Here is a 19,228-nt window from a genome sequence, read left to right on the forward strand (position 1 = left end):
TGTTATGGAAACACGCTTGGATAGCCCAGCAGCCGATGCGCTTCGGTTTGTAACGGGTCCACTGCAAAACGCGGCCAGGTTGCCAGCTCGCAACCGTGCGCCTCTCTCAATTCACGCACGGGCCAAACCCCTTGCACTGAATTGCCTACCCAGAGTCGCTCGACGCTGGGTAGGTCGTCGACGGCCAGCGGCGCCTCATGGATGATGCCAGCGTCAAGCAGAGCCGCGCGCAAGGTCCCCGCAACACCGCACTGATCGACGCGCGGGGTATACAGGCGTCCCCGTGACGACCAAAAGAGATTCATGCTGGTGGCTTCCACGACGTTACCTGCTTGGTCGACGAGAAGCCCTTCGGCGACATGGGGCTCGTGCCACTCCTGACGCGCCAGCACGTTCTCCAGACGATTGAGATGCTTGATGCCTGCGAGTAGCGGCTGGTGCCCCAACCGAAGGTGGCATAGACGCACACACACACCATGCTGCCAACGCGATTGATTGGCCGTAAAGGGCGTACGTCGAGCTAACAGTCGTGGTGCTACCTGATCAGGTAACGCATACCCTCGACCGCCGCTTCCACGGGTCAAGATCAGTTTGAGAACTTCCAGCGCTGCCTCAGGTGGCGATTGCCACGCCTGAGACAGCTGCCAAGCAGACGGCAATGGAATATTCAAACGTTGGCAGCCCTTTGCCAATCGGGCGTGATGGTACTCCCACAGCACGGGCTGCCCATCGCGTAGTAAGACGGTTTCGAATAGACCATCGCCATACGCCAGCCCGCGGTCATCGAAGGGCACCTGGGGCATCGGCATCAAGGCTTATACCTTCTTGAACAACAGCGAGCCGTTCGTGCCACCAAAACCAAACGAGTTCGACAGCGTTACATCGATACGCATGTCACGAGCAGTATGGGGGACGTAATCGAGATTGCAGCCCTCTTGGGGGTTGTCCAGGTTGATGGTGGGCGGCGCCACCTGATCGCGAATGGCAAGAATGCTAAAGACGGCTTCGACAGCGCCAGCCGCTCCCAGCAGGTGACCGATCATCGACTTGGTGGAGCTTACGGCCACGTGCTGCGCCGCACTGCCCAGCACTTTCTCGATCGCACGACTCTCCGCCAAATCCCCCGCTGCCGTCGACGTGCCGTGAGCATTGATATAATGCACGGCCGACGGATCGATGGCGGCATCTTTGATGGCATTGCTCATGGAGAGGGCAGCGCCACGACCATCCTCCGGCGGTGCCGTCATGTGATAGGCGTCATCGCTCATACCGAAGCCAGCCAGCTCTGCATAGATATGCGCACCGCGTGCTTTCGCATGCTCATACTCTTCCAGTACTAGCACCCCCGCACCATCCGAGAGCACAAAGCCATCTCGGTCCGCATCCCAAGGACGGCTGGCCGCCTGCGGATCGTCATTACGCGTCGATAGCGCTCGCGCCGCCGAGAAACCGCCCAGGCCAAGCGGTGTGGTAGCCATCTCCGCGCCGCCACAAATCATCACGTCCGCATCGCCGTACGCAATGGTGCGAGCGCTATAACCAATGTTGTGAGTGCCGGTGGTACAAGCAGTCGTAATGGCGATGTTCGGCCCTTTGAAGCCGTGCTGGATCGCCATGTTGCCCGAGATCATGTTGATAATGGAGCCCGGTACGAAGAACGGCGACACGCGACGTGCACCGCCTTTGTTGAGCGCATTGTGGTTATGTTCAATCATTGGCAAACCACCAATGCCTGAACCGATAGCCACACCGATGCGCTCGGCGTTCTCATCGGTGCACTCGATGCCTGAATCCTGAATGGCCTGCGCACCAGCGGCCATGCCGTACTGAATGAACAGATCCATCTTGCGTGCATCTTTGGGGTTCAGGTAGGGACTAATATCAAAATTCTTTACCGAACCGCCAAACCGCGTATTGAAGCCACTGGTATCGAAGTGCTCAATCGGCGCAATGCCGCTTTTACCTGCGACGATGTTCGCCCACGACTCATTGACACTATTACCCACTGGGGTCACCAGGCCTAACCCAGTTACCACTACCCTTCTTCGCGCCATCAGCTTTCCTCCAGGCATCCATGGTGACACGACCCATCTGGGTCATTTGCTGCTGAAATTTGGTGACTAGTATAACGGAGTTTGAACGTTATATTCATTGTGAGCGTAAAGCAAAAAAGCCGTCCCCAATCAGGACGGCTTTTTTAATACGGGCGGGCAACACCCCACCCTGGTTCTTTGCGATAACCGCGCCCTTACTGGTGGGCGTTGACGTAGTCGATCGCTTCTTGAACCGTAGTGATTTTCTCAGCTTCTTCATCAGGAATTTCGGTGTCGAATTCCTCTTCCAACGCCATCACCAATTCAACGGTGTCCAGAGAGTCGGCACCCAGGTCTTCAGTGAAAGAAGAGCTGTTCTGGATGTCTTCTTCTTTAACGTTCAGGCGCTCTGCCACTACTTTCTTTACGCGCTCTTCAATAGTACTCATCAACGTACTCCAGTCGTTCACATTAGCCGTTATAGATAACCAGCTATTTGGAAACCGCAAGCCAAAAGCTGCGGGGTAGTTTATAGACGCCCTTAGGTTGACGCAACCGCCAAACCCAAGGCCATCAACGCATATTCATACCGCCGTTCACATGCAGCGTTTCACCGGTGATATACCCTGCGGCATCACTCGTCAAAAAGCCCACGGCGGCGGCGATTTCTTCTGGCCCACCCAAGCGTGCCAGAGGAATCTGTTTGAGCAACATTTCATGCTGCGCTTCAGGCAGTGCCTCGGTCATATCGGTAGCGATAAAACCGGGCGCAACGGCGTTGACCGTGATGGCACGAGACGCCACTTCACGCGCCAGTGCGCGACTAAAGCCTTCCATACCGGCCTTGGCCGCCGCGTAGTTCGCCTGCCCCAGGTTCCCCATGGTCGCCACGACAGAGCTGATCGACACGATCCGCCCAAAACGCGCCTTGGTCATTCCCCGTAAACAGGCCTTGCTGACACGATAGACGGATTTGAGGTTGGTATCCATGACGGAATCCCACTCTTCCTCTTTCATCCGCATCAGGAGGTTATCACGGGTAATCCCCGCGTTGTTAACCAAAATCGTTGGCGCACCAAAGCGCTCGCCAATCGTCTTGAGCACCTCATCGATGCTCGCCTGGTCGGTGACGTTCAGGCACATGCCCGCGCCTTCGATGCCGTTGGCCTTCAAATCGGCATCGATGTTCTCGGCGCCAGCAGGGCTGGTGGCCGTTCCAATGACGATGCGTCCCTGGCGACCAAGCTCATGGGCAATGGCGCGACCAATACCGCGGCTCGCTCCCGTCACTAGGGCGACACGTTTCTCTTGTGTCATAACACGTTTCCTTCCACTGAACTAAGCAAGGGTAGCTGATATTCGCCGTTTATCACGCATTACCCGCTAATGTTTCGCGCGCAAGCTCGAGTGCTGCATCCAAACTGTCGGGGTCGTTGACCGCTAACCCCTTGGCACCGCGTACGATACGCTTATTGAGGCCAGTTAGCACCTTGCCCGGACCACACTCAATGAAGACATTAGCACCTTGCTCCGCCATGGCTTCAACGCAGGAGGACCACCGCACGGGTTGGTAGAGCTGCTCGATCAAACGAGTACGAAGCGTGTCGACATCCGCATGGGCTTGGGCGTCGACGTTTTGAATCACCGTGTAACGGGGGGCACGCAGTTCGATCGACTGCATCGCCTCGGCAAGACGCTCGGCTGCCGGGCGCATTAACGCGCAGTGGGAAGGCACCGAGACGGGCAAGGCCAGAGCACGCTTAGCGCCTGCCTCTTGGCAAGCCGTTATCGCGCGCTCGACGGCGGCCTTGCTGCCTGCAATCACGACCTGCCCAGGGGAGTTATAGTTCACGGCGGACACGACATCACCTTGCGCAGCGCTGGCACAGGCGGCCTCTACGGCGGCATCGTCCAAGCCGAGGATGGCGGCCATACCGCCTTGACCGGCGGGCACGGCTTCCTGCATCGCTTCGCCGCGCAGGCGAACGAGTTGCACACCTTCGGCAAACCCCATCACGCCGGCACAGACCATCGCACTGTACTCGCCAAGGCTATGACCTGCCATCACGCTGGGACGGGGGCCTTCCAGCTCTTGCCACACACGCCAGATAGCCACACTGGACGTGAGTAGCGCAGGCTGGGTGCAAGCCGTGGCATTCAGCGCGTCTTCGGGACCTTCCTGGACGACCTTCCACAGGTCATAGCCCAGCGCGTCGGACGCTTCCTCAAATGTCGTTCCCACCACACTGTAGCGCTCGGCCAGCTCTCGCAGCATTCCAAGCTGCTGAGAGCCTTGCCCGGGAAAAATGAGGGCAAGGGGTTGAGACATGTCGTTCACCTTTGCTCTTGTAGGCATTTGCTCAGTTGAGCGATAGGCGTGGTCATCGGCAACGCTGACGAGCAGCGCAAGGTATCTCCTACTGCCGCCGATCACCCGCAAAAGTCATACAACGTCATGTGGCACCTTCTCACTTACCGCGGGCTTACGCCCAACGCTTGGCAAGCTGCATCGGCAGGTCGTGCTCGACCTCTTGCAAGGCTCGCTGAATAGCATAGTAGAACCCATCTGCCCGGGTACCACCATGACTCTTCACCACAATCCGTTTTAGCCCAAGTAGGCTTGCGCCGTTATATCGAACGGGATCAAGCTCTTGCTTGAGCCGTTTCAGCACAGGTTTGGCCAGTACACTTGCCAAGCGCCCGCATAGGCGTGACTCGAACGCCATCTGCACACGCTCTACCAACATACGGGTCAAACCTTCGCTCGCCTTCAACGTCACGTTACCGACAAAGCCATCGCACACCATGACATCAATCTCGCCCTGAAAGATGTCGCCGCCTTCCGCATAGCCTTGATAGGCAAAGGGCAGTGATGATGCCCTCTCCTGAAGCAGGCGATTTGCTTCACGCACCACGACACTGCCTTTTGTCGCCTCGGCACCAACGTTCAACAGCGCCACCCGTGGATGCACGACTCCATCCACACAGTGCGCCATAGCGGCTCCCAGCACGGCAAAATCGACGAGCCGAGAAGCAGGCGAATCCACATTGGCCCCTAAGTCCAACAAATAACAGCGTCGACCGCCTCGCGTTGGAATCGCAGTGCTGATAGCGGGCCGGGAAAACCCTGCAATCATGCCTAACTCGCGTCGAGCCAGTGCGACTAGCGCCGCTGTATTACCAGCGCTAACTCCCGCCATGGCACGGCCGTCCGAGACATCTCGCAGCATGTGCGCCATGCTCGTATCGTGACCATGGCGGAGCGCCCAGGCCGCCGAGGCGTGTTGCGATACCACGCTAGGCGCATCGTAGGCGACTAAACGTGACGCTGCCGCAGCCAAAGGCTGCGGCAAGCGCAAAAGCTCAGCGGTAATCCGCTGGCGGGGGCCGAACAGAGCGAGCTCAAGGTCAGGACGTTCGATCACTGCCTTTGCAGAGCCTTCGATAATGGCACGGGGGCCTTGGTCACCCCCCATGACATCAATCGCTAGGCGCATTGCACCCACGCTGTTCCGCCACTCGTTAGGATGTTAAGGATTAAACCTCAACGACCTTACGACCACGGTAGAAACCGTCCGGAGAGACGTGGTGACGCAGGTGAGTCGTACCGGTTTCTTTGTCCTGAGACAGAGTCGGTGCGCTCAGCGCATCGTGGCTACGACGCATACCGCGCTTGGAACGAGTTTTACGGTTCTGTTGAACTGCCATGGGTGTTTACTCCAAGGTATGTAGGGTAAGTGATGCTTACTTTTTGCCTTTCAAAGCGCCACTGCTTTTCAAAGCATTGAGCACCGCGAAAGGGTTCTTGGCTGAAGCGGACTCGTCCGCCGCGCCTTCGGTCTTGCTGACCAGCTGCTCCGCCGAGACATGGCATTCGGTCTCATCGTGATAGACCACTTGAGGCAAGCTGAGAATGAGCTCATCCTCAACCACCGTTAGCAAGTCCAGCTGTTCATTTTCCACCAGCACCGGCTCATGACTGGCAGGCAGCTCGGCGGCCAAGGCTTCGTCGGTAATCATTCCAAGCAGGAAGTCACTAGCAACGTCTTGGCTAAGCGGCACCATACAGCGGCGACAAGGCAGCGCCAGGGTCGCTTGCAAATGGCCACGAATTTCGCGACGGCCTTGGGCATCCACACCAAACTCGAGCACGACATGACAGTCGCCGGTTTGGTCACCTGCTTCTTCAGCAAGGCGGGGCAGCTTATTCAGCGCCACTGAGCCTTCGAGTCGTTCGCGGCGGGCTGCAAGCTTATAAGGCTCAACCCGGCTGGGGAGTTGTGAGGTCAACATAGGCGCGCAATGATAGGCACTCGCCCCCCTGGTGTCAAAGCTCATGGCATAATTCTTCTCGGTTTATCGATGACCATAGCACCATTAGGCATGTCACTACGCTTTCGCTACACTCACTACCGGTGCTTATTGCACCCTTCAGGCCACAAGGAGACGACAGTGCCGCAAACGCAAAACGCCCCCCTCGTGCTCGCTTCTAGCTCCCGCTTTCGCCAAGCGCTACTAGACCGACTGCACTTGCCCTACCAGTGCCATTCACCCGACATCGATGAAACGCCCCTCGATGGCGAGTCTCCCCAGGCATTAGTGCATCGTCTCGCATTGAGCAAAGCCAACGCGGTGGCGGAACGTTTTCCACAGCACTGCATCATAGGCTCCGACCAAATTGCGCTGTTCGAGGGTGACATTCTCGGCAAACCGCACACGGCAGAGCGCGCTCGCGCCAACCTGGTGCGCTTTTCAGGACACAAGGTAACGTTTTTGACGGGCCTCGCTTTGGTCGACACACGCCATCAGCGCCACCACGTGCACATCGAACCGTTCGAGGTCGTGTTCCGCACCTTGAGCGAACAGGAAATCGAGCGTTACGTCACACTGGAAAAACCCCTCGATAGCGCTGGCAGCTTTCGCATGGAAGGGCTAGGCATCGCGCTCTTCGAGCGCCTCGAGGGGCGCGACCCCAACGCGCTGATCGGGCTACCGCTCATTGCACTCTGCGACATGCTTCGCCAAGTGGGCATGAACCCCCTTGGCGATGCCTGACGCTACTGAACTTGAAACTTTATTGGCGCATGACGGGTGTGAACACCCAGCACCTCGGCCGCCGCCTGAGTAAAGCGACGCGTTAGACGCTCGAAGGGATCCAAGCGCGGCGTGTAGTTCTCCCAGGACGCCTCGCCCACCTGGGCACGAGCAACCTGCTCCAGGCTCGCCAACTCGTCGACCAACCCTAAGCCCAACGCCTGCTCGCCGCTCCAGATCAGCCCGGAAAAAATATCCGGGCTGTCACTCAAACGCGCCCCTCGCCCTGCTTGCACATCGTCGATGAACTGCTCATGGGTTTGGGTGAGCACGCTTTGCCAGAAGCGCGCCACGTCCTCATCCAACGGCTGAAACGGGTCCAGAAACGCTTTGTTTTCGCCCGCCGTCATGACACGACGCTCCACCCCCAACTCGGCAATGGCCTCTTGAAAACCGAATCCGGCATAAATGACTCCAATCGACCCTACCAAGCTGGCGGGAGACGCCACGATCTCATCAGCCGCTGCCGCGATGTAATACGCACCGCTGGCACCAATGTCTTCGATCACCGCAATGATCGGCTTATCACCCTGCTCACGCAGGCGCATGATTTCGGTGTAGATACGTTGCGACTGAACAGGGCTCCCCCCCGGGCTGTCGATGTGCAGCACGACGGCGGCGGCACCGGGATTTTCCCACGCTCGGTTCAAACCTTGAATGATGCGCTCCGCATTGGCTGGGGCATCACTGGCGATGACTCCATGGATTTCCACCAGCGCCAAATGCTGCTGGGCGGGCACGGCGGCGGTCGGCTCCGCCAAGAACACGCGATAGAGCGTCGTCGTCAGCGAGATCAATACCAGCAAGAGCAGCATGAGCCTGAAGAACAGTTTCCAGCGGCGACTTCGGCGCTGTTCGGTCAGCACACCACCGATCCAGCGATCCATCATCTCGAGCTGAGCCAGCCGCTGTCGCTCTCGCAGCGTCTCGGCGTCGTCCCCTTGCGCACCTACCGGTGCTGACGCCCCCTCTTGAGCAGGTACTTCGGGCCCTTGCGTCCAGCGATCATGGTCACTCGGCGACGCACGGTCTCCAGGCGCCTGCCCATGACGCTCATCGCGCCGCTGATCATCACTCATCGTCGATTCCTACGTTGCGTTTCTTGAAGTCTTGATCTGCCCATCCTGAGACTCGCCGTAAAGCCACTGGAATAGCGACGGTATGTCGTCAGCCACCCATATGGGCTGACTGGCCGCTAAACGGGCGGGCGTGTGCACCCCGTATGTCACGCCCACTCGATCCATTCCCAAGGCGCGAGCCATCTCCAAATCGTACTCCGTATCCCCCACCATGACCGCCCGTTCTACCGGCACCTGCAGCTCGACCAATATCTCATGCAGCATTTGTGGGTGCGGCTTCGAGCGAGTTTCATCGGCAGTGCGGCTCGCGTGAAAAAACTGGCCGCTCCCCGTCTCGCGAAAGATGCGATCGAGCCCGCGACGGCTTTTACCCGTCGCGACCGCAAGCCGTTGCTGAGGGCGTTCTCGCAATTTAGCCAAGTGCGCCTCCACTCCGTCGAAAAAGGGCATCGGCGTCGTGTTCCCCTCCACGAAGTGGTGAGAGTAACGCTGGCGCAGCCGCTCAGCCTGCTCCGGAGAAATGCCCGGACACAGTTTAGCGATCGCTTCGGGTAGCCCCAGCCCAATAATGTCTTCGATGGCCTTCACGTCCAATTCGCCCCACTCGGCATCTGCCGCTGCGGCCTGCATGCAGGCAACGATTTTGGGCACGGAATTCATCAACGTGCCGTCCCAATCGAAGATAATCAGCTCGTAACGCATACCCTTCCCCTTATTGACGTGCGCGATTGAGCGTCTCTTCGAGCGCTTCTGGAAGCGGCGCTTTTACCGTCACCGGCCTGCCATTACCGGGCTCTGGAAACGTCAGCGAACGTGCGTGGAGGAATAGACGACCCAACCCTAACTGCTTGGTCAACAAACCGCTGTCACGGGTCGCGTATTTATCGTCGCCTAACAGCGCGTGCCCGGCATGCGCGGCGTGCACACGAATCTGATGGGTGCGCCCGGTCACGGGCTCCGCTTCGATCAGCGTGACTTTCTCGAACGTCTCCACCACCGAGAAGTGAGTACGCGACACCTTGCCATTGGGGTCTACCCGTACGCGTCGCTCACCGTTGCCCGCGTCGAAACGGTCTAACCGGGCGCTTTCGTATGTTTTGCGGGCAGGCCAGCGCCCGGCGACCAGCGCCAAATAGCGCTTGTCCATGCCGTGCTTTTTCAACGCATCGTTGAGGGTAACCAGCGCATCGCGGGACTTGGCGAGTAGCAAACAGCCAGAGGTATCACGATCGAGACGATGCACTAGCTCCAGGAACGTCAGATCGTCACGCACTTGGCGCAACGCCTCGATCAAGCCAATCTTGACACCGCTTCCTCCATGGACGGCCAGCCCGGACGGCTTGTTCAGCACCATCCAATCGGGGCCTTCCATGATCACGCTCCCCACCAGTAGGTCGCGCAGGTTGTCGCTGACCTCTTTTACCGCCTCCTTAGGCGCTAGGCGCAGCGGCGGCACTCGTACCAAGTCGCCAGACTGAAGGCGATAATCGACCTTGACCCGTTTTTTATTGACGCGAACTTCCCCTTTACGAACGATGCGATAAATCAGTGCGCGGGGAGCGCCTTTCAATCGCGTCATCAAAAAATTATCGATTCGCTGACCTGCTTGTTCCGGGGCGATTTCCACCCACTGTACTTCACGCCCTTCGGACATTGCCGCGTACTCCTGGTGACATTCTTTAACGTCAGGCTAAAAACGGCATTCTAACGTAGACCTAGCGGCATTGCGTCAATTGCTGGTGGTTGTCTTTACTGTTATATTCCAAAGCGCTCATCGGCCAACGTGGCCGGGCCGAACGTGGCCCGCTTTTATCACTTATGTATAGCGAAAGATGGCCCACGTTTTGCCTTCGCACCTGCCCGACAAACACGCAGGTCAGAGCGAACCAAGTAGCGAAGTGTACGCACTGCCTACTGACAACGTATTGAAATGTAGTAACTCTGTCGTTCAACCATCGTTCGACGACAGAGAACGTCAGGCCCTACCAGCAACGGCGGGCCCGTCATTAAATAAACGTTACGCCCCTGCCAACAGCCCCTGTTCGTCACAAGGCGCTGCGACGCTGGGGCGCTAAGATCAACGCTGTGCCGATACCGGCGTTGGCGAATCGATGAATGCCAGGTGTGGGCGGTGTCAGCAGAGCCGGATGGACGTGACAGCCACCGAAACACGTTCTGCCGCCGCCACGTACTCAACGCCCTTTCGGCCGGGTTGGCACGACTGCCTTCCCGGCTTAATGCGTCAGCATAACCATGCGCCGAGCACAAGCACGCAGCACCCAGCGATTCGCCGACGCTCGCTTTCAAAGCACGTCGGCACGCCATGCTACGTGAGACAACATGAAACGGATGCTAATTAACGCGACCCAGCCTGAAGAGCTGCGGGTCGCACTGGTAGATGGACAGCGCCTGTACGATTTGGATATCGAGTCCGGCGCTAGGGAACAGAAAAAAGCCAATATTTATCGGGGTAAGATCACCCGCGTAGAGCCCTCTCTCGAAGCTGCGTTCGTGGACTTTGGCGCTGAACGCCATGGCTTCCTTCCTTTGAAAGAAATTTCCCGCGAATACTTCATCAAGGACGTGTCTGGTCGCCCTAGCATCAAAGAGGTGCTCAAAGAGGGCCAGGAAGTCATCGTTCAGGTCGATAAAGAAGAGCGCGGCAACAAAGGCGCAGCGCTGACCACCTTCATCAGCCTTGCGGGTCGCTTTTTGGTATTGATGCCTAATAACCCGCGTGCAGGCGGTATTTCACGCCGTATCGAAGGCGATGATCGCAGCCAGCTCAAAGACGCGATGGGTCAGCTAACCGTTCCTGACAAAATGGGGCTGATCGTTCGTACTGCCGGCATCGGCCGCAGTTCCGAAGAGCTGCAGTGGGACCTGGATTACCTCGTGCAGGTGTGGGAATCCATCACGACGGAAGCAGGCAAACGCTCCGCTCCGTTCCTGATCTATCGCGAATCCAACGTCATCATTCGCGCCATGCGTGACTACTTGCGCCAGGATATCGGCGAGGTATTGATCGATAGTCCCGAGATTCACGCCGAAGCGCTGGCGTTCATTCGCCAGGTCATGCCCTCGTACCAGCAGAAGATCAAGCTGTACGCGGATGAAGTCCCCCTCTTCTCCCGCTTCCAGATCGAGTCACAAATCGAAACCGCCTACCAGCGGGAAGTGAAGCTGCCGTCGGGTGGTTCGATCGTGATCGACCACACCGAAGCCCTGGTCTCCATCGACATCAACTCTGCACGCGCCACGCGGGGCAGTGATATCGAGGAAACCGCGCTGCAAACCAACTCTGAGGCCGCCGACGAGATCGCCCGTCAGCTGCGCCTTCGGGATATTGGCGGCTTGGTCGTGATCGACTTCATCGACATGGGGCCTGCACGCAATCAGCGTGAAGTCGAAAACCGCATGCGCGACGCGCTGAAGCTAGACCGCGCACGCGTTCAAATCGGACGCATTTCACGCTTCGGCCTGATGGAAATGTCGCGGCAGCGCCTGCGTCCCTCCTTGGGCGAAACCAGCGGCGTGGTGTGCCCGCGCTGTAACGGTCAGGGCACCATTCGTGACGTGCGCTCGCTATCGCTCTCCATCATGCGCCTGATCGAAGAAGAGGCCATGAAAGAGCGCAGCGCCCAGATTCGCGCCATCCTGCCGGTCCCGGTTGCCACGTATCTGTTGAACGAAAAGCGCAGCGTGCTGGCGGATATCGAGTCGCGTCAAGGCGTTCGGGTCGTCCTGCTTCCCAGCCCTGACATGGACACGCCCCATTACGATGTCCAGCGCCTGCGGGATGATCATTTAGACGAAGATGACAGCCACTCGCTCTCCAGCTTCGAGCTGTCGACCGACACCGACGTCGGCAAAGAGCCAGACCCAAGCTTTGCGCCGCCGGCGCAGCGTGCCGAAGCTGCCGTGAAGAGCGTCGTGCATAACGCCCCGGCGCCTGCATCACTGCAAACCGAAGAAGCGCCTGCTAAAGCCGCTGCCCCAGCGCCCGCCGCCGAACAGCCTAGCGTGCTCGGCCGCTTCATCCGTGGCTTTGCCAAGCTATTGGGCGGTGATGACAGCGCTCACCAGACGGCCAACGAGGCGGAAGCGCCACGTAAGGCATCTGAGCAGCCAAGCCGCCCGCCCCGCAACGAGCGACGCAGCAAACCGGCTCAGGAGCGTAACGACAGCACGCCCAAGCAGGAACAGCGCAGCGATAACGCCAAGAGCGATCAGCGCGGCAACGCGGCGGGGAACACCGGATCACGTAACGAAGATGCCAGCGACAAGCGCAGCGGCCCAAGCCGTACGCGTAATCGCCGCCGCCACCCCCAACAAGACGATAGCAAAGGCCAAGAGAACGCGAAAAACACGCGTCAACAGAGCCCTAAAGAGAGCGTAAAAGAGAGCCCGAAAGAGACCTCCAAGGAGGAGTCTGGTAAACCTCAGGAGCCTCGTCGCGACAAGCCACGGGAGAACAAGCCCAAGCAGGACAAGCAGGAGGAGCGCGCACCTGCAGCGCAGGCCGACGACAGCCAGCAGGATGACGGCAAGCCGAAGCGCACCCGCAACAACCCGCGCAACCGCTCGCGTAAACAGGCGCTCAACCCGCAGGCCGAAGCCGAGCAGTTGAAGCTGCAAGCGGACGCTGCAAAGGCGCCCCAAGCCACTGATGACTCCGCCAGCACAGCCCCCGCGGACGCGGCTCCTAGCGCTGATGCCTCCTCCCAGGCAGCCGAAGCCCCTCAGGCCACGGCCACCGAGGCGCCGACTGACGCCGAGACGATGCAACGCGAACAGGCCGCCCAACCTGCGGAAGCGAGTCCTGAAGTGAGCTCTGGAGAAAGCAGTGGAGAAAGCACTGAAGAGAGCACTACCGCAGAGCGTGCAGCCAACAGTGGCGACAAAGCTCGCAAATCGACGCGCCAGCGCCGTCAATCCAAGCCGGAAGCCGACGCTAAAGACGCAGCGGCACCGGTCACGCCGCAGCCCGAGCCCGCCTCCACGGAAGCGGCTAGCCCTGCGGAGCCTGACGACGTTACTGCAGCGCGCAAGCCCACCGCTGATAGGCAGGAACCGCGTGTAGAGGCGTCAGCGACAGAGGCACCCAAAACCGACGCGCCCGATACACGCGTTGCCGAAGCAAGCGATGACCAGGCCCAGCCAGCCGATCATGCCACGGCGCCGCAGGCCACGGATGCGTCTCAAACGCCTGAGACCACCCCGGCAGAGGCCGAGGCAAGCAGCACTGCGCCTGACCAAGCACACGCCGAAGCAGCGGAAAACAACGCACAGGCAGCGCCGGTAGCAGACGTCGACACCCAGTCCAAAGCGGAAACGGCGGAAACGGCGGAAACGGCGGAAACGGCGGAAACGGCGGAAACGGCGGAAACGGCGGAAACGGCGGAAACGGCGGAGCAGGATAACGTTGACACAGCGCCCTCTGCAAAGCCTGAAGACGCACCGACCTCCGAGGCTACCTCTCCGGCAAGCGAACGAACTGCCGAGAAGACGCCCAGCGATGCCGTCGCCGACGAAGCGACATCCGCGACGCCCCCTACGACCGAGCAGGAGCCTGCGGCGACGGCTACGACCGACGAGGTGTCTGCGCCAGCGCCTGCTAGCGTTGCCACCGACGAGGAAGCGCCTAAACCGCGCCGTCGTCGCCGTCGTGCCCATAACGATCCGCGTGAGCTGCGCAAGCAGCAGAACGCTCAAGGCCAGAACTCGCAAGAGTAACAGCCAGACACGAAAAACCCCGCTCCGGCGGGGTTTTTTATAGCAGCAATAGGCGCGATTTAAACCACACGAGGCTCCGGCTCTAGCGTCACGGCAAACCGCTCGTGTACGGCGTTTGCCACGCTCTCTGCAAAACGCAGCAGCCCAGGACGGTCGCCTCCCCCAAAGTGCACGAGCACTAGCGCTTGTCGCTCATGCACGCCAAATGCGCCGTCACGATGACCCTTCAACCCACACTGATCGATCAGCCATCCTGCCGCCAGCTTGGTGTGCTGATGGGCTTGAGGAAAGTGCGGCATCTGCGGATATGCTTGCAGAAGTCGCTGCGCGTGTGCATCACTTACCACTGGATTCTTGAAGAAACTACCCGCATTGGCGAGCACGGCCGGATCCGGCAACTTCTCTTGACGAATGGCGCAGACCGCCTGAGCGACCGCCAGTGGCGTGGGCGAAGCCGATATGCGGGACGCCAAATCGCCATAGCCCAGCACGGGACGTGGGTGCTCGGAAAGCCGAAGAGCCAATTGAGTAATCACCACTCGACCCGCCAGTGCCCGTTTGAAGATACTATCGCGATAGCCGAACTGACAGTCCTTGACGCTCAACCAGCGCGCCCCCCCCGTAGCCAGCTCGACCACCTGGACACCTTCCAGCACATCGCTCAGCTCGACGCCGTAGGCCCCGATGTTCTGTACCGGCGCCGCACCGCAATCACCTGGAATGAGCGCCAGATTCTCCGTTCCCCAAAGCCCTCTGGCCGCCAAGGCCATGACCAGCGAGTGCCAGTTGACGCCAGCGCCGACGAAGGCCACAACGCCCTCTTCCCGGCGCTCCAACCACCAGTGGTTAAGCGCCGGTCGCAGCGCCATGCCCATGAGAGTAGGCGGCAACAGTACGTTGCTGCCACCGCCGAGCAGAGTGATGGGCCACTGCTGGGCATGGGCATGGTGAAGCGCCGCCTGTAGGTTCGATAGCGTGGTGGGCGCGGTATAGTGCTCTACCCGACAGGGTAGGCGCAGCGTATTGGCAGCAGACAAATCCACCCAGGCGGCTGATTGGTTCACAGCGTCAGCGACCACGGGTTAGCTCGTCGATCAATCCAGCACTGGCCTGCTCGATCATGTCCAACACCTGCTCGAACCCCTCCTCGCCGCCATAGTAGGGGTCGGGCACATCGGTATTGGGCAACCCGGCATACTCCAACAGCAACCCTGTTTTGGCCTGACTATCGGCGGGCTGTAACGCCCGAATGGCCGCCAAGTTGTCGCGATCCATGCCCAGCACGTAATCGAACGCATGGAAGTCGTTCACCGTTAGCTGTCGAGCACGCAAGTGGCTGATGTCGACGCCACGCCGACGTGCGGCCGCCTGGGCGCGCGGGTCAGGGGCTTTACCCACGTGCCAATCGCCCACGCCGCAGGAGTCGATGTCGATACGTTGAGTGAGCCCTGCCCGCGCCAACGCCTGCTGAAAAACGCCTTCCGCCGTGGGTGAACGGCAGATGTTGCCCAAGCAAACAAACAGTACGCGCGTCATGACTGCCCCCCTTCTACCGCCAACAGCGCTCTGACGCGAGCTAGATCCTCTTCCGTATCCACACCGGCGGGGTTCACCGCGCTGGCCAACGCTACCTGAATCGCGTAGCCATGCTGAAGGGCGCGCAGCTGCTCTAACTGCTCCAACTGCTCCAGCGTGGAGGTCGGCAGATCCTGATAGGCTGCCAAAAAGCTTGCCCGATAAGCGTAGATACCGATATGGCGTAGCCATGCGTCGGTGTCCAATAAGTTGGGGGGATGTTTGAAATGCTCCCGATCCCACGGGATCGGCGCACGCGAGAAATACAGCGCCCGCCCTTGAAGCGAACGCACGACTTTCACCACGTTAGGATTGAAGAGCGTGTCCACATCCGTGATCGGTTCCGCCAAAGTGGCCATCGCGGCATCGGGATCGTCGGCCAAACGGAGCGCCACCTGATCGATGAGCACGGGAGGGATAAGCGGCTCATCTCCCTGGACATTGACTACCAGCGTCTCGTCGCTAAGGCCGAGCGTCTCGGCGACTTCGGCCAACCGGTCCGTGCCTGACGGATGGTCGTCGCGCGTCATAATGACGTCTGCCCCGTAGGGCAACATGGCCTCACGAATACGCTCGTCGTCGGTGGCAATGACTACGCGGCTTGCCTGGCTTTGGCTGGCCCGCCGCCACACATGCGCCACCATAGGCTCTCCCGCAATGTCCAGCAGCGGTTTACCCGGCAGCCGCGAGGAGCCAAACCGGGCGGGCACTACGGCGATAAACGGCGTCGACGTATCTGCCATCACGCCTCCCCGGTACGGCCAGGTGACGTGGACAGCTTCTCGTCGGCATCCATCTGCCGCGCCTCTTCGGGCAGCATGACAGGAATGCCGTCCTTAATTGGGTAAGCCAACCCGTCGTAATGGCAGCAAAGCTCCTGAGCTTCGCGGTCGTACTTCAGCTTGCCGTTACACAGTGGGCAAACCAGCATTGCCAGCAGTTCCTTATCCATCGGTGCTTCCCCTTTGAGTCAAGTCGGACAGCCTGTCGCGCAGCCAGTCCTCAAATGCACGTGGAAGCTGGGCTTCCACCTCCAGTACCCAGCTATCAGGCGGTGCGAACGCCTGACACTTCACGGCGTCTTTCGCCGTCATGATGATGGGGCGCTTCGATGCAAACCGAAACGTATTGGCATCGAAAGGCTGGTGATCGGCCAACGGATGCATCTCTCCGCTGACACCTAACGTCCGCAGCGTATCGAAAAAGCGCTGTGGATGACCAATGCCCGCCAATCCGTGAACCGGTAACGAGAAAGGCAGCGGTGCCAGAGGGCGCTGCTCTCCGGAGCTCAGGTGGCGCCAGCGCGTGGGTACCAGCGTCATGGGCACGCTGTCGATCTTCAACGGGCGCTGCAAAGCTCCATTGACGATCACCGCATCCACGCTCGCTAGCCTAGCCGCCGATTCTCTCAACGGCCCCGCCGGAAGACAGCGCTGATTACCCAGCCCCCGGGTGCCATCGATCACCACAAATTCAATATCGCGCCCCAGGGCCAAATGCTGCAAGCCATCGTCGCTAATAACTATGTCGCAGCCCTGCTGCACTAGCATAGCGGCCCCCCGGGCGCGCTGTGGATCAGCCACGACCGGCACGCCGGTCTGCTGCGCCAGCATGAGCGGCTCATCACCACTGTGCTGCGGGTCCGTTGCCGAGGTTACCAGCAAGGGATAGAGCGGCGCTTTGCCTCCATAGCCCCGGGTGACGATACCCGGCGAAAACCCTTGGGCCTGCAGCCAGCGGCTGAGCCATGCCACCAGCGGAGATTTGCCGGTGCCGCCTAGCGTGATGTTGCCGACCACGATCACGGGCACCGGCACTCGCCGTACCATTTGTTGACCAAGCGCATAGCGCATTGCACGCCGCTTCATAAGATAACGGTATAAATTACCCAGAGGGTAGAGCGGGGTCAGCCAAGCGCTACCGTCATAGGCAGCTTTCAACCAACGCTCGGCCAAGCTCATTCGTTCTCCTGGAACTGCAGTTGATGGAGCGCAGCGTACGCCCCACCTTTTTCCAGCAGCACCTGATGGGTGCCCTGCTCCACAATTCGCCCTTGATCCATCACCAAAATGCGATCGGCGCGCTCAATGGTAGAGAGGCGATGGGCAATCACGAGCGTGGTGCGCCCTTGGCATACATGCTCCAGCGCTTTCTGAATATAGCGCTCGGATTCCGTGTCGAGGGCGGAGGTCGCTTCGTCCAAAATCAAAATCGGGGCGTCTTTGAAGATTGCTCGTGCAATGGCAAGCCGCTGACGCTGCCCGCCTGAGAGCATGACGCCGTTCTCCCCGACTACCGTCGCATACCCTTCAGGCAGCTTTTCGATGAACTCGCTGGCATAGGCAGCTTCGGCCGCTGCCTTGATGGCTGCCGGATCGGGGTCTGTCACCCCATAGGCAATATTGTCGGCAATCGACGCATTGAACAGCGTGACCTGTTGGGAGACCAGCGCAATGTTCTGACGCAGCGGACCTAGGGCGTACTCATCGGCATTCACGCCATCGATCAAGATACGCCCCTCGCTGGGACGGTAGAAACGCGGCAGCAGGCTCACCAGGGTGGACTTACCGCTTCCCGAGCGGCCCACAATGGCAACCAGCTCGCCTGGGGCAACGTCCAGATTCACGTGATGCAACACATTTGGCTGGTCGTCCCCATAGCGGAAGCTGACATCCTCGATCATCACATGGCCGGTCAGCTTGCTGGGGAGTCGGGTGCCTTCGTCTCGTTCCGGCGCAAGGTCAAGTAGGCCAAACAGCTCAGACGCCGCTGCAATCCCTTTTTGAATCTCACCGTTGATTTCGGTGAGCTGACGTACCGGTTTGATCATCAGCGCAGCAGCCGTAATGAAGGCAACGAACTCGCCCGGCGTCATGTTTTCCATGAGCGAAGGCGCCATGGCCAGCCACACCAGTAGCGCCATGGATATCGCTACCAGCATCAGCACGACAGGCGAGCTGACCGCGCGAGTCATGGCTTCTTTCATACTTTGCCGACGATTCTCTTCACTGACCCGTTCGAAGCGCTGCTTCTCGTAAGCCTCTGCGCCATGGGTTCGCACCACGCGATACCCCGACAGTGCCTCCGACGCCACGTGCGTCACATCGCCCATGGAGTGCTGAATGCGCTTGGAAATACGCCGAAACCGCTTGCTCACGTAGCTCACCACACCGGCAATGATCGGGGTAACCCCCAAAAACAGCAGCGTCAGCATCCAATTGGTCCAAAACAGATAGCCAATCAGACCAATCACGAACAGCCCTTCTCGCAGGATGATCGTAACGGCATTGGTCGCGGCTCCCGCCACCTGTTCGACATGATAGGTCACTCGAGACACCAAATGGCCGCTGGAGTGATGGTCGAAAAAGCGCCCCGGTAGGTGCAACAAGTGCGCGAACACGTCACAGCGCAGGGTGTGGATTACATAGCGCCCAACGTATGCCATGAAATAAGTGCTCAAAAACGTTCCCAGACCGCGGGAAGCAAACATGAGCACCACGAACAGCGGCAGAAAAAAACGGAAAGCGGCATCGGGGTTTTGAATCCCATCGATCAGCCGCTTCATCATCTCCGCCAGCGCGGTGCTCGACGCTGCGTAAATCACGAAACCTACCACCGCTAGCGCAAACGCGCGCCAGTGTGGCTTCACGTAACCCAATAACCGCTTATATAACATCCAACCTGAATCAGTCACACGCGCTCCCGGCAGTA

The 19,228-nt window shown here is 59.5% G+C and carries 19 protein-coding genes; 2 read left to right on the top strand and 17 right to left on the bottom strand.

Going from position 1 to position 19,228, the window contains the following annotated elements; all coding sequences use genetic code 11:
* Nucleotides 1-2: 2 nt before the first annotated feature.
* The 8 genes from pabC to QIT27_RS07605 form a co-directional block, all read right to left on the bottom strand.
* Nucleotides 3-809, bottom strand: a complete 807-nt coding sequence (gene pabC / locus QIT27_RS07570; protein ID WP_285263380.1) for an aminodeoxychorismate lyase — start codon at nt 807-809, stop codon at nt 3-5.
* Nucleotides 810-815: 6 nt separating this feature from the next.
* Nucleotides 816-2,054 (bottom strand): beta-ketoacyl-ACP synthase II, encoded by a 1,239-nt coding sequence (fabF, locus tag QIT27_RS07575; protein ID WP_159342512.1) that lies wholly within the window; start codon nt 2,052-2,054, stop codon nt 816-818.
* A gap of 194 nt (nt 2,055-2,248) precedes the next feature.
* Nucleotides 2,249-2,482 (bottom strand): acyl carrier protein, encoded by a 234-nt coding sequence (acpP, locus tag QIT27_RS07580; RefSeq protein WP_008956801.1) that lies wholly within the window; start codon nt 2,480-2,482, stop codon nt 2,249-2,251.
* A 124-nt stretch (nt 2,483-2,606) separates the two neighbouring features.
* Nucleotides 2,607-3,350 (bottom strand): 3-oxoacyl-ACP reductase FabG, encoded by a 744-nt coding sequence (fabG, locus tag QIT27_RS07585; protein ID WP_159342513.1) that lies wholly within the window; start codon nt 3,348-3,350, stop codon nt 2,607-2,609.
* Between the two features lie 52 nt (nt 3,351-3,402).
* Entirely contained in the window at nt 3,403-4,362 is a 960-nt protein-coding gene (gene fabD / locus QIT27_RS07590; protein WP_159342514.1) for an ACP S-malonyltransferase, read from the bottom strand.
* Nucleotides 4,363-4,516: 154 nt separating this feature from the next.
* Nucleotides 4,517-5,530: a phosphate acyltransferase PlsX gene (gene plsX / locus QIT27_RS07595; RefSeq protein WP_159342515.1), complete on the bottom strand. Its 1,014-nt coding sequence runs from the start codon at nt 5,528-5,530 to the stop codon at nt 4,517-4,519.
* Between the two features lie 40 nt (nt 5,531-5,570).
* Nucleotides 5,571-5,741 (bottom strand): 50S ribosomal protein L32, encoded by a 171-nt coding sequence (gene rpmF / locus QIT27_RS07600; protein WP_009099300.1) that lies wholly within the window; start codon nt 5,739-5,741, stop codon nt 5,571-5,573.
* Nucleotides 5,742-5,777: 36 nt separating this feature from the next.
* Complete coding sequence (locus tag QIT27_RS07605; RefSeq protein ID WP_159342516.1) at nt 5,778-6,326, bottom strand: YceD family protein; 549 nt, start codon at nt 6,324-6,326, stop codon at nt 5,778-5,780.
* A gap of 159 nt (nt 6,327-6,485) precedes the next feature.
* On the opposite strand from QIT27_RS07605, the gene QIT27_RS07610 reads away from it, so the two are divergent.
* The gene (locus QIT27_RS07610; protein WP_285263381.1) at nt 6,486-7,088 is read left to right on the top strand and encodes a Maf family protein; all 603 of its coding nucleotides are present in this window, start codon (nt 6,486-6,488) and stop codon (nt 7,086-7,088) included.
* Between the two features lie 2 nt (nt 7,089-7,090).
* Here QIT27_RS07610 and sppA read toward each other — a convergent pair whose 3' ends face one another.
* From sppA to QIT27_RS07625, 3 genes are read right to left on the bottom strand one after another with little or no spacing between them, the layout of a single operon-like run.
* Nucleotides 7,091-8,206, bottom strand: coding sequence for a signal peptide peptidase SppA (gene sppA, locus QIT27_RS07615; protein ID WP_285263382.1), 1,116 nt, complete (start codon nt 8,204-8,206; stop codon nt 7,091-7,093).
* Nucleotides 8,207-8,215: 9 nt separating this feature from the next.
* A complete protein-coding gene (locus QIT27_RS07620) occupies nt 8,216-8,908 on the bottom strand; it encodes an HAD family hydrolase (protein ID WP_285263383.1) in 693 nt (230 codons plus the stop codon).
* A gap of 10 nt (nt 8,909-8,918) precedes the next feature.
* Nucleotides 8,919-9,860, bottom strand: a complete 942-nt coding sequence (locus QIT27_RS07625) for an RluA family pseudouridine synthase (protein WP_159342519.1) — start codon at nt 9,858-9,860, stop codon at nt 8,919-8,921.
* A gap of 686 nt (nt 9,861-10,546) precedes the next feature.
* Here QIT27_RS07625 and rne point away from each other — a divergent pair.
* The gene (gene rne, locus QIT27_RS07630; protein ID WP_285263384.1) at nt 10,547-13,942 is read left to right on the top strand and encodes a ribonuclease E; all 3,396 of its coding nucleotides are present in this window, start codon (nt 10,547-10,549) and stop codon (nt 13,940-13,942) included.
* A 59-nt stretch (nt 13,943-14,001) separates the two neighbouring features.
* Here the strand turns inward: rne and murB are convergent, their stop codons facing one another.
* The 6 genes from murB to msbA are packed head-to-tail and all read right to left on the bottom strand — an operon-like array spanning nt 14,002 to nt 19,211.
* Nucleotides 14,002-15,021 (bottom strand): UDP-N-acetylmuramate dehydrogenase, encoded by a 1,020-nt coding sequence (murB, locus tag QIT27_RS07635; RefSeq protein ID WP_285263385.1) that lies wholly within the window; start codon nt 15,019-15,021, stop codon nt 14,002-14,004.
* Nucleotides 15,011-15,478 (bottom strand): low molecular weight protein-tyrosine-phosphatase, encoded by a 468-nt coding sequence (locus tag QIT27_RS07640; protein WP_159342521.1) that lies wholly within the window; start codon nt 15,476-15,478, stop codon nt 15,011-15,013. Before QIT27_RS07640 ends, murB begins: the two co-directional genes overlap by 11 nt.
* Nucleotides 15,475-16,260: a 3-deoxy-manno-octulosonate cytidylyltransferase gene (gene kdsB / locus QIT27_RS07645; RefSeq protein WP_285263386.1), complete on the bottom strand. Its 786-nt coding sequence runs from the start codon at nt 16,258-16,260 to the stop codon at nt 15,475-15,477. The genes QIT27_RS07640 and kdsB overlap by 4 nt, the downstream gene beginning before the upstream one ends.
* Entirely contained in the window at nt 16,260-16,469 is a 210-nt protein-coding gene (locus QIT27_RS07650; RefSeq protein WP_159342523.1) for a Trm112 family protein, read from the bottom strand. Before QIT27_RS07650 ends, kdsB begins: the two co-directional genes overlap by 1 nt.
* Complete coding sequence (lpxK, locus tag QIT27_RS07655; RefSeq protein WP_285263387.1) at nt 16,462-17,478, bottom strand: tetraacyldisaccharide 4'-kinase; 1,017 nt, start codon at nt 17,476-17,478, stop codon at nt 16,462-16,464. The genes QIT27_RS07650 and lpxK overlap by 8 nt, the downstream gene beginning before the upstream one ends.
* Nucleotides 17,475-19,211, bottom strand: coding sequence for a lipid A export permease/ATP-binding protein MsbA (gene msbA / locus QIT27_RS07660; protein ID WP_159342525.1), 1,737 nt, complete (start codon nt 19,209-19,211; stop codon nt 17,475-17,477). The genes lpxK and msbA overlap by 4 nt, the downstream gene beginning before the upstream one ends.
* Nucleotides 19,212-19,228: the final 17 nt, after the last annotated feature.

Source organism: Halomonas sp. LC1 (assembly GCF_030247125.1).
GTDB lineage: Bacteria > Pseudomonadota > Gammaproteobacteria > Pseudomonadales > Halomonadaceae > Vreelandella.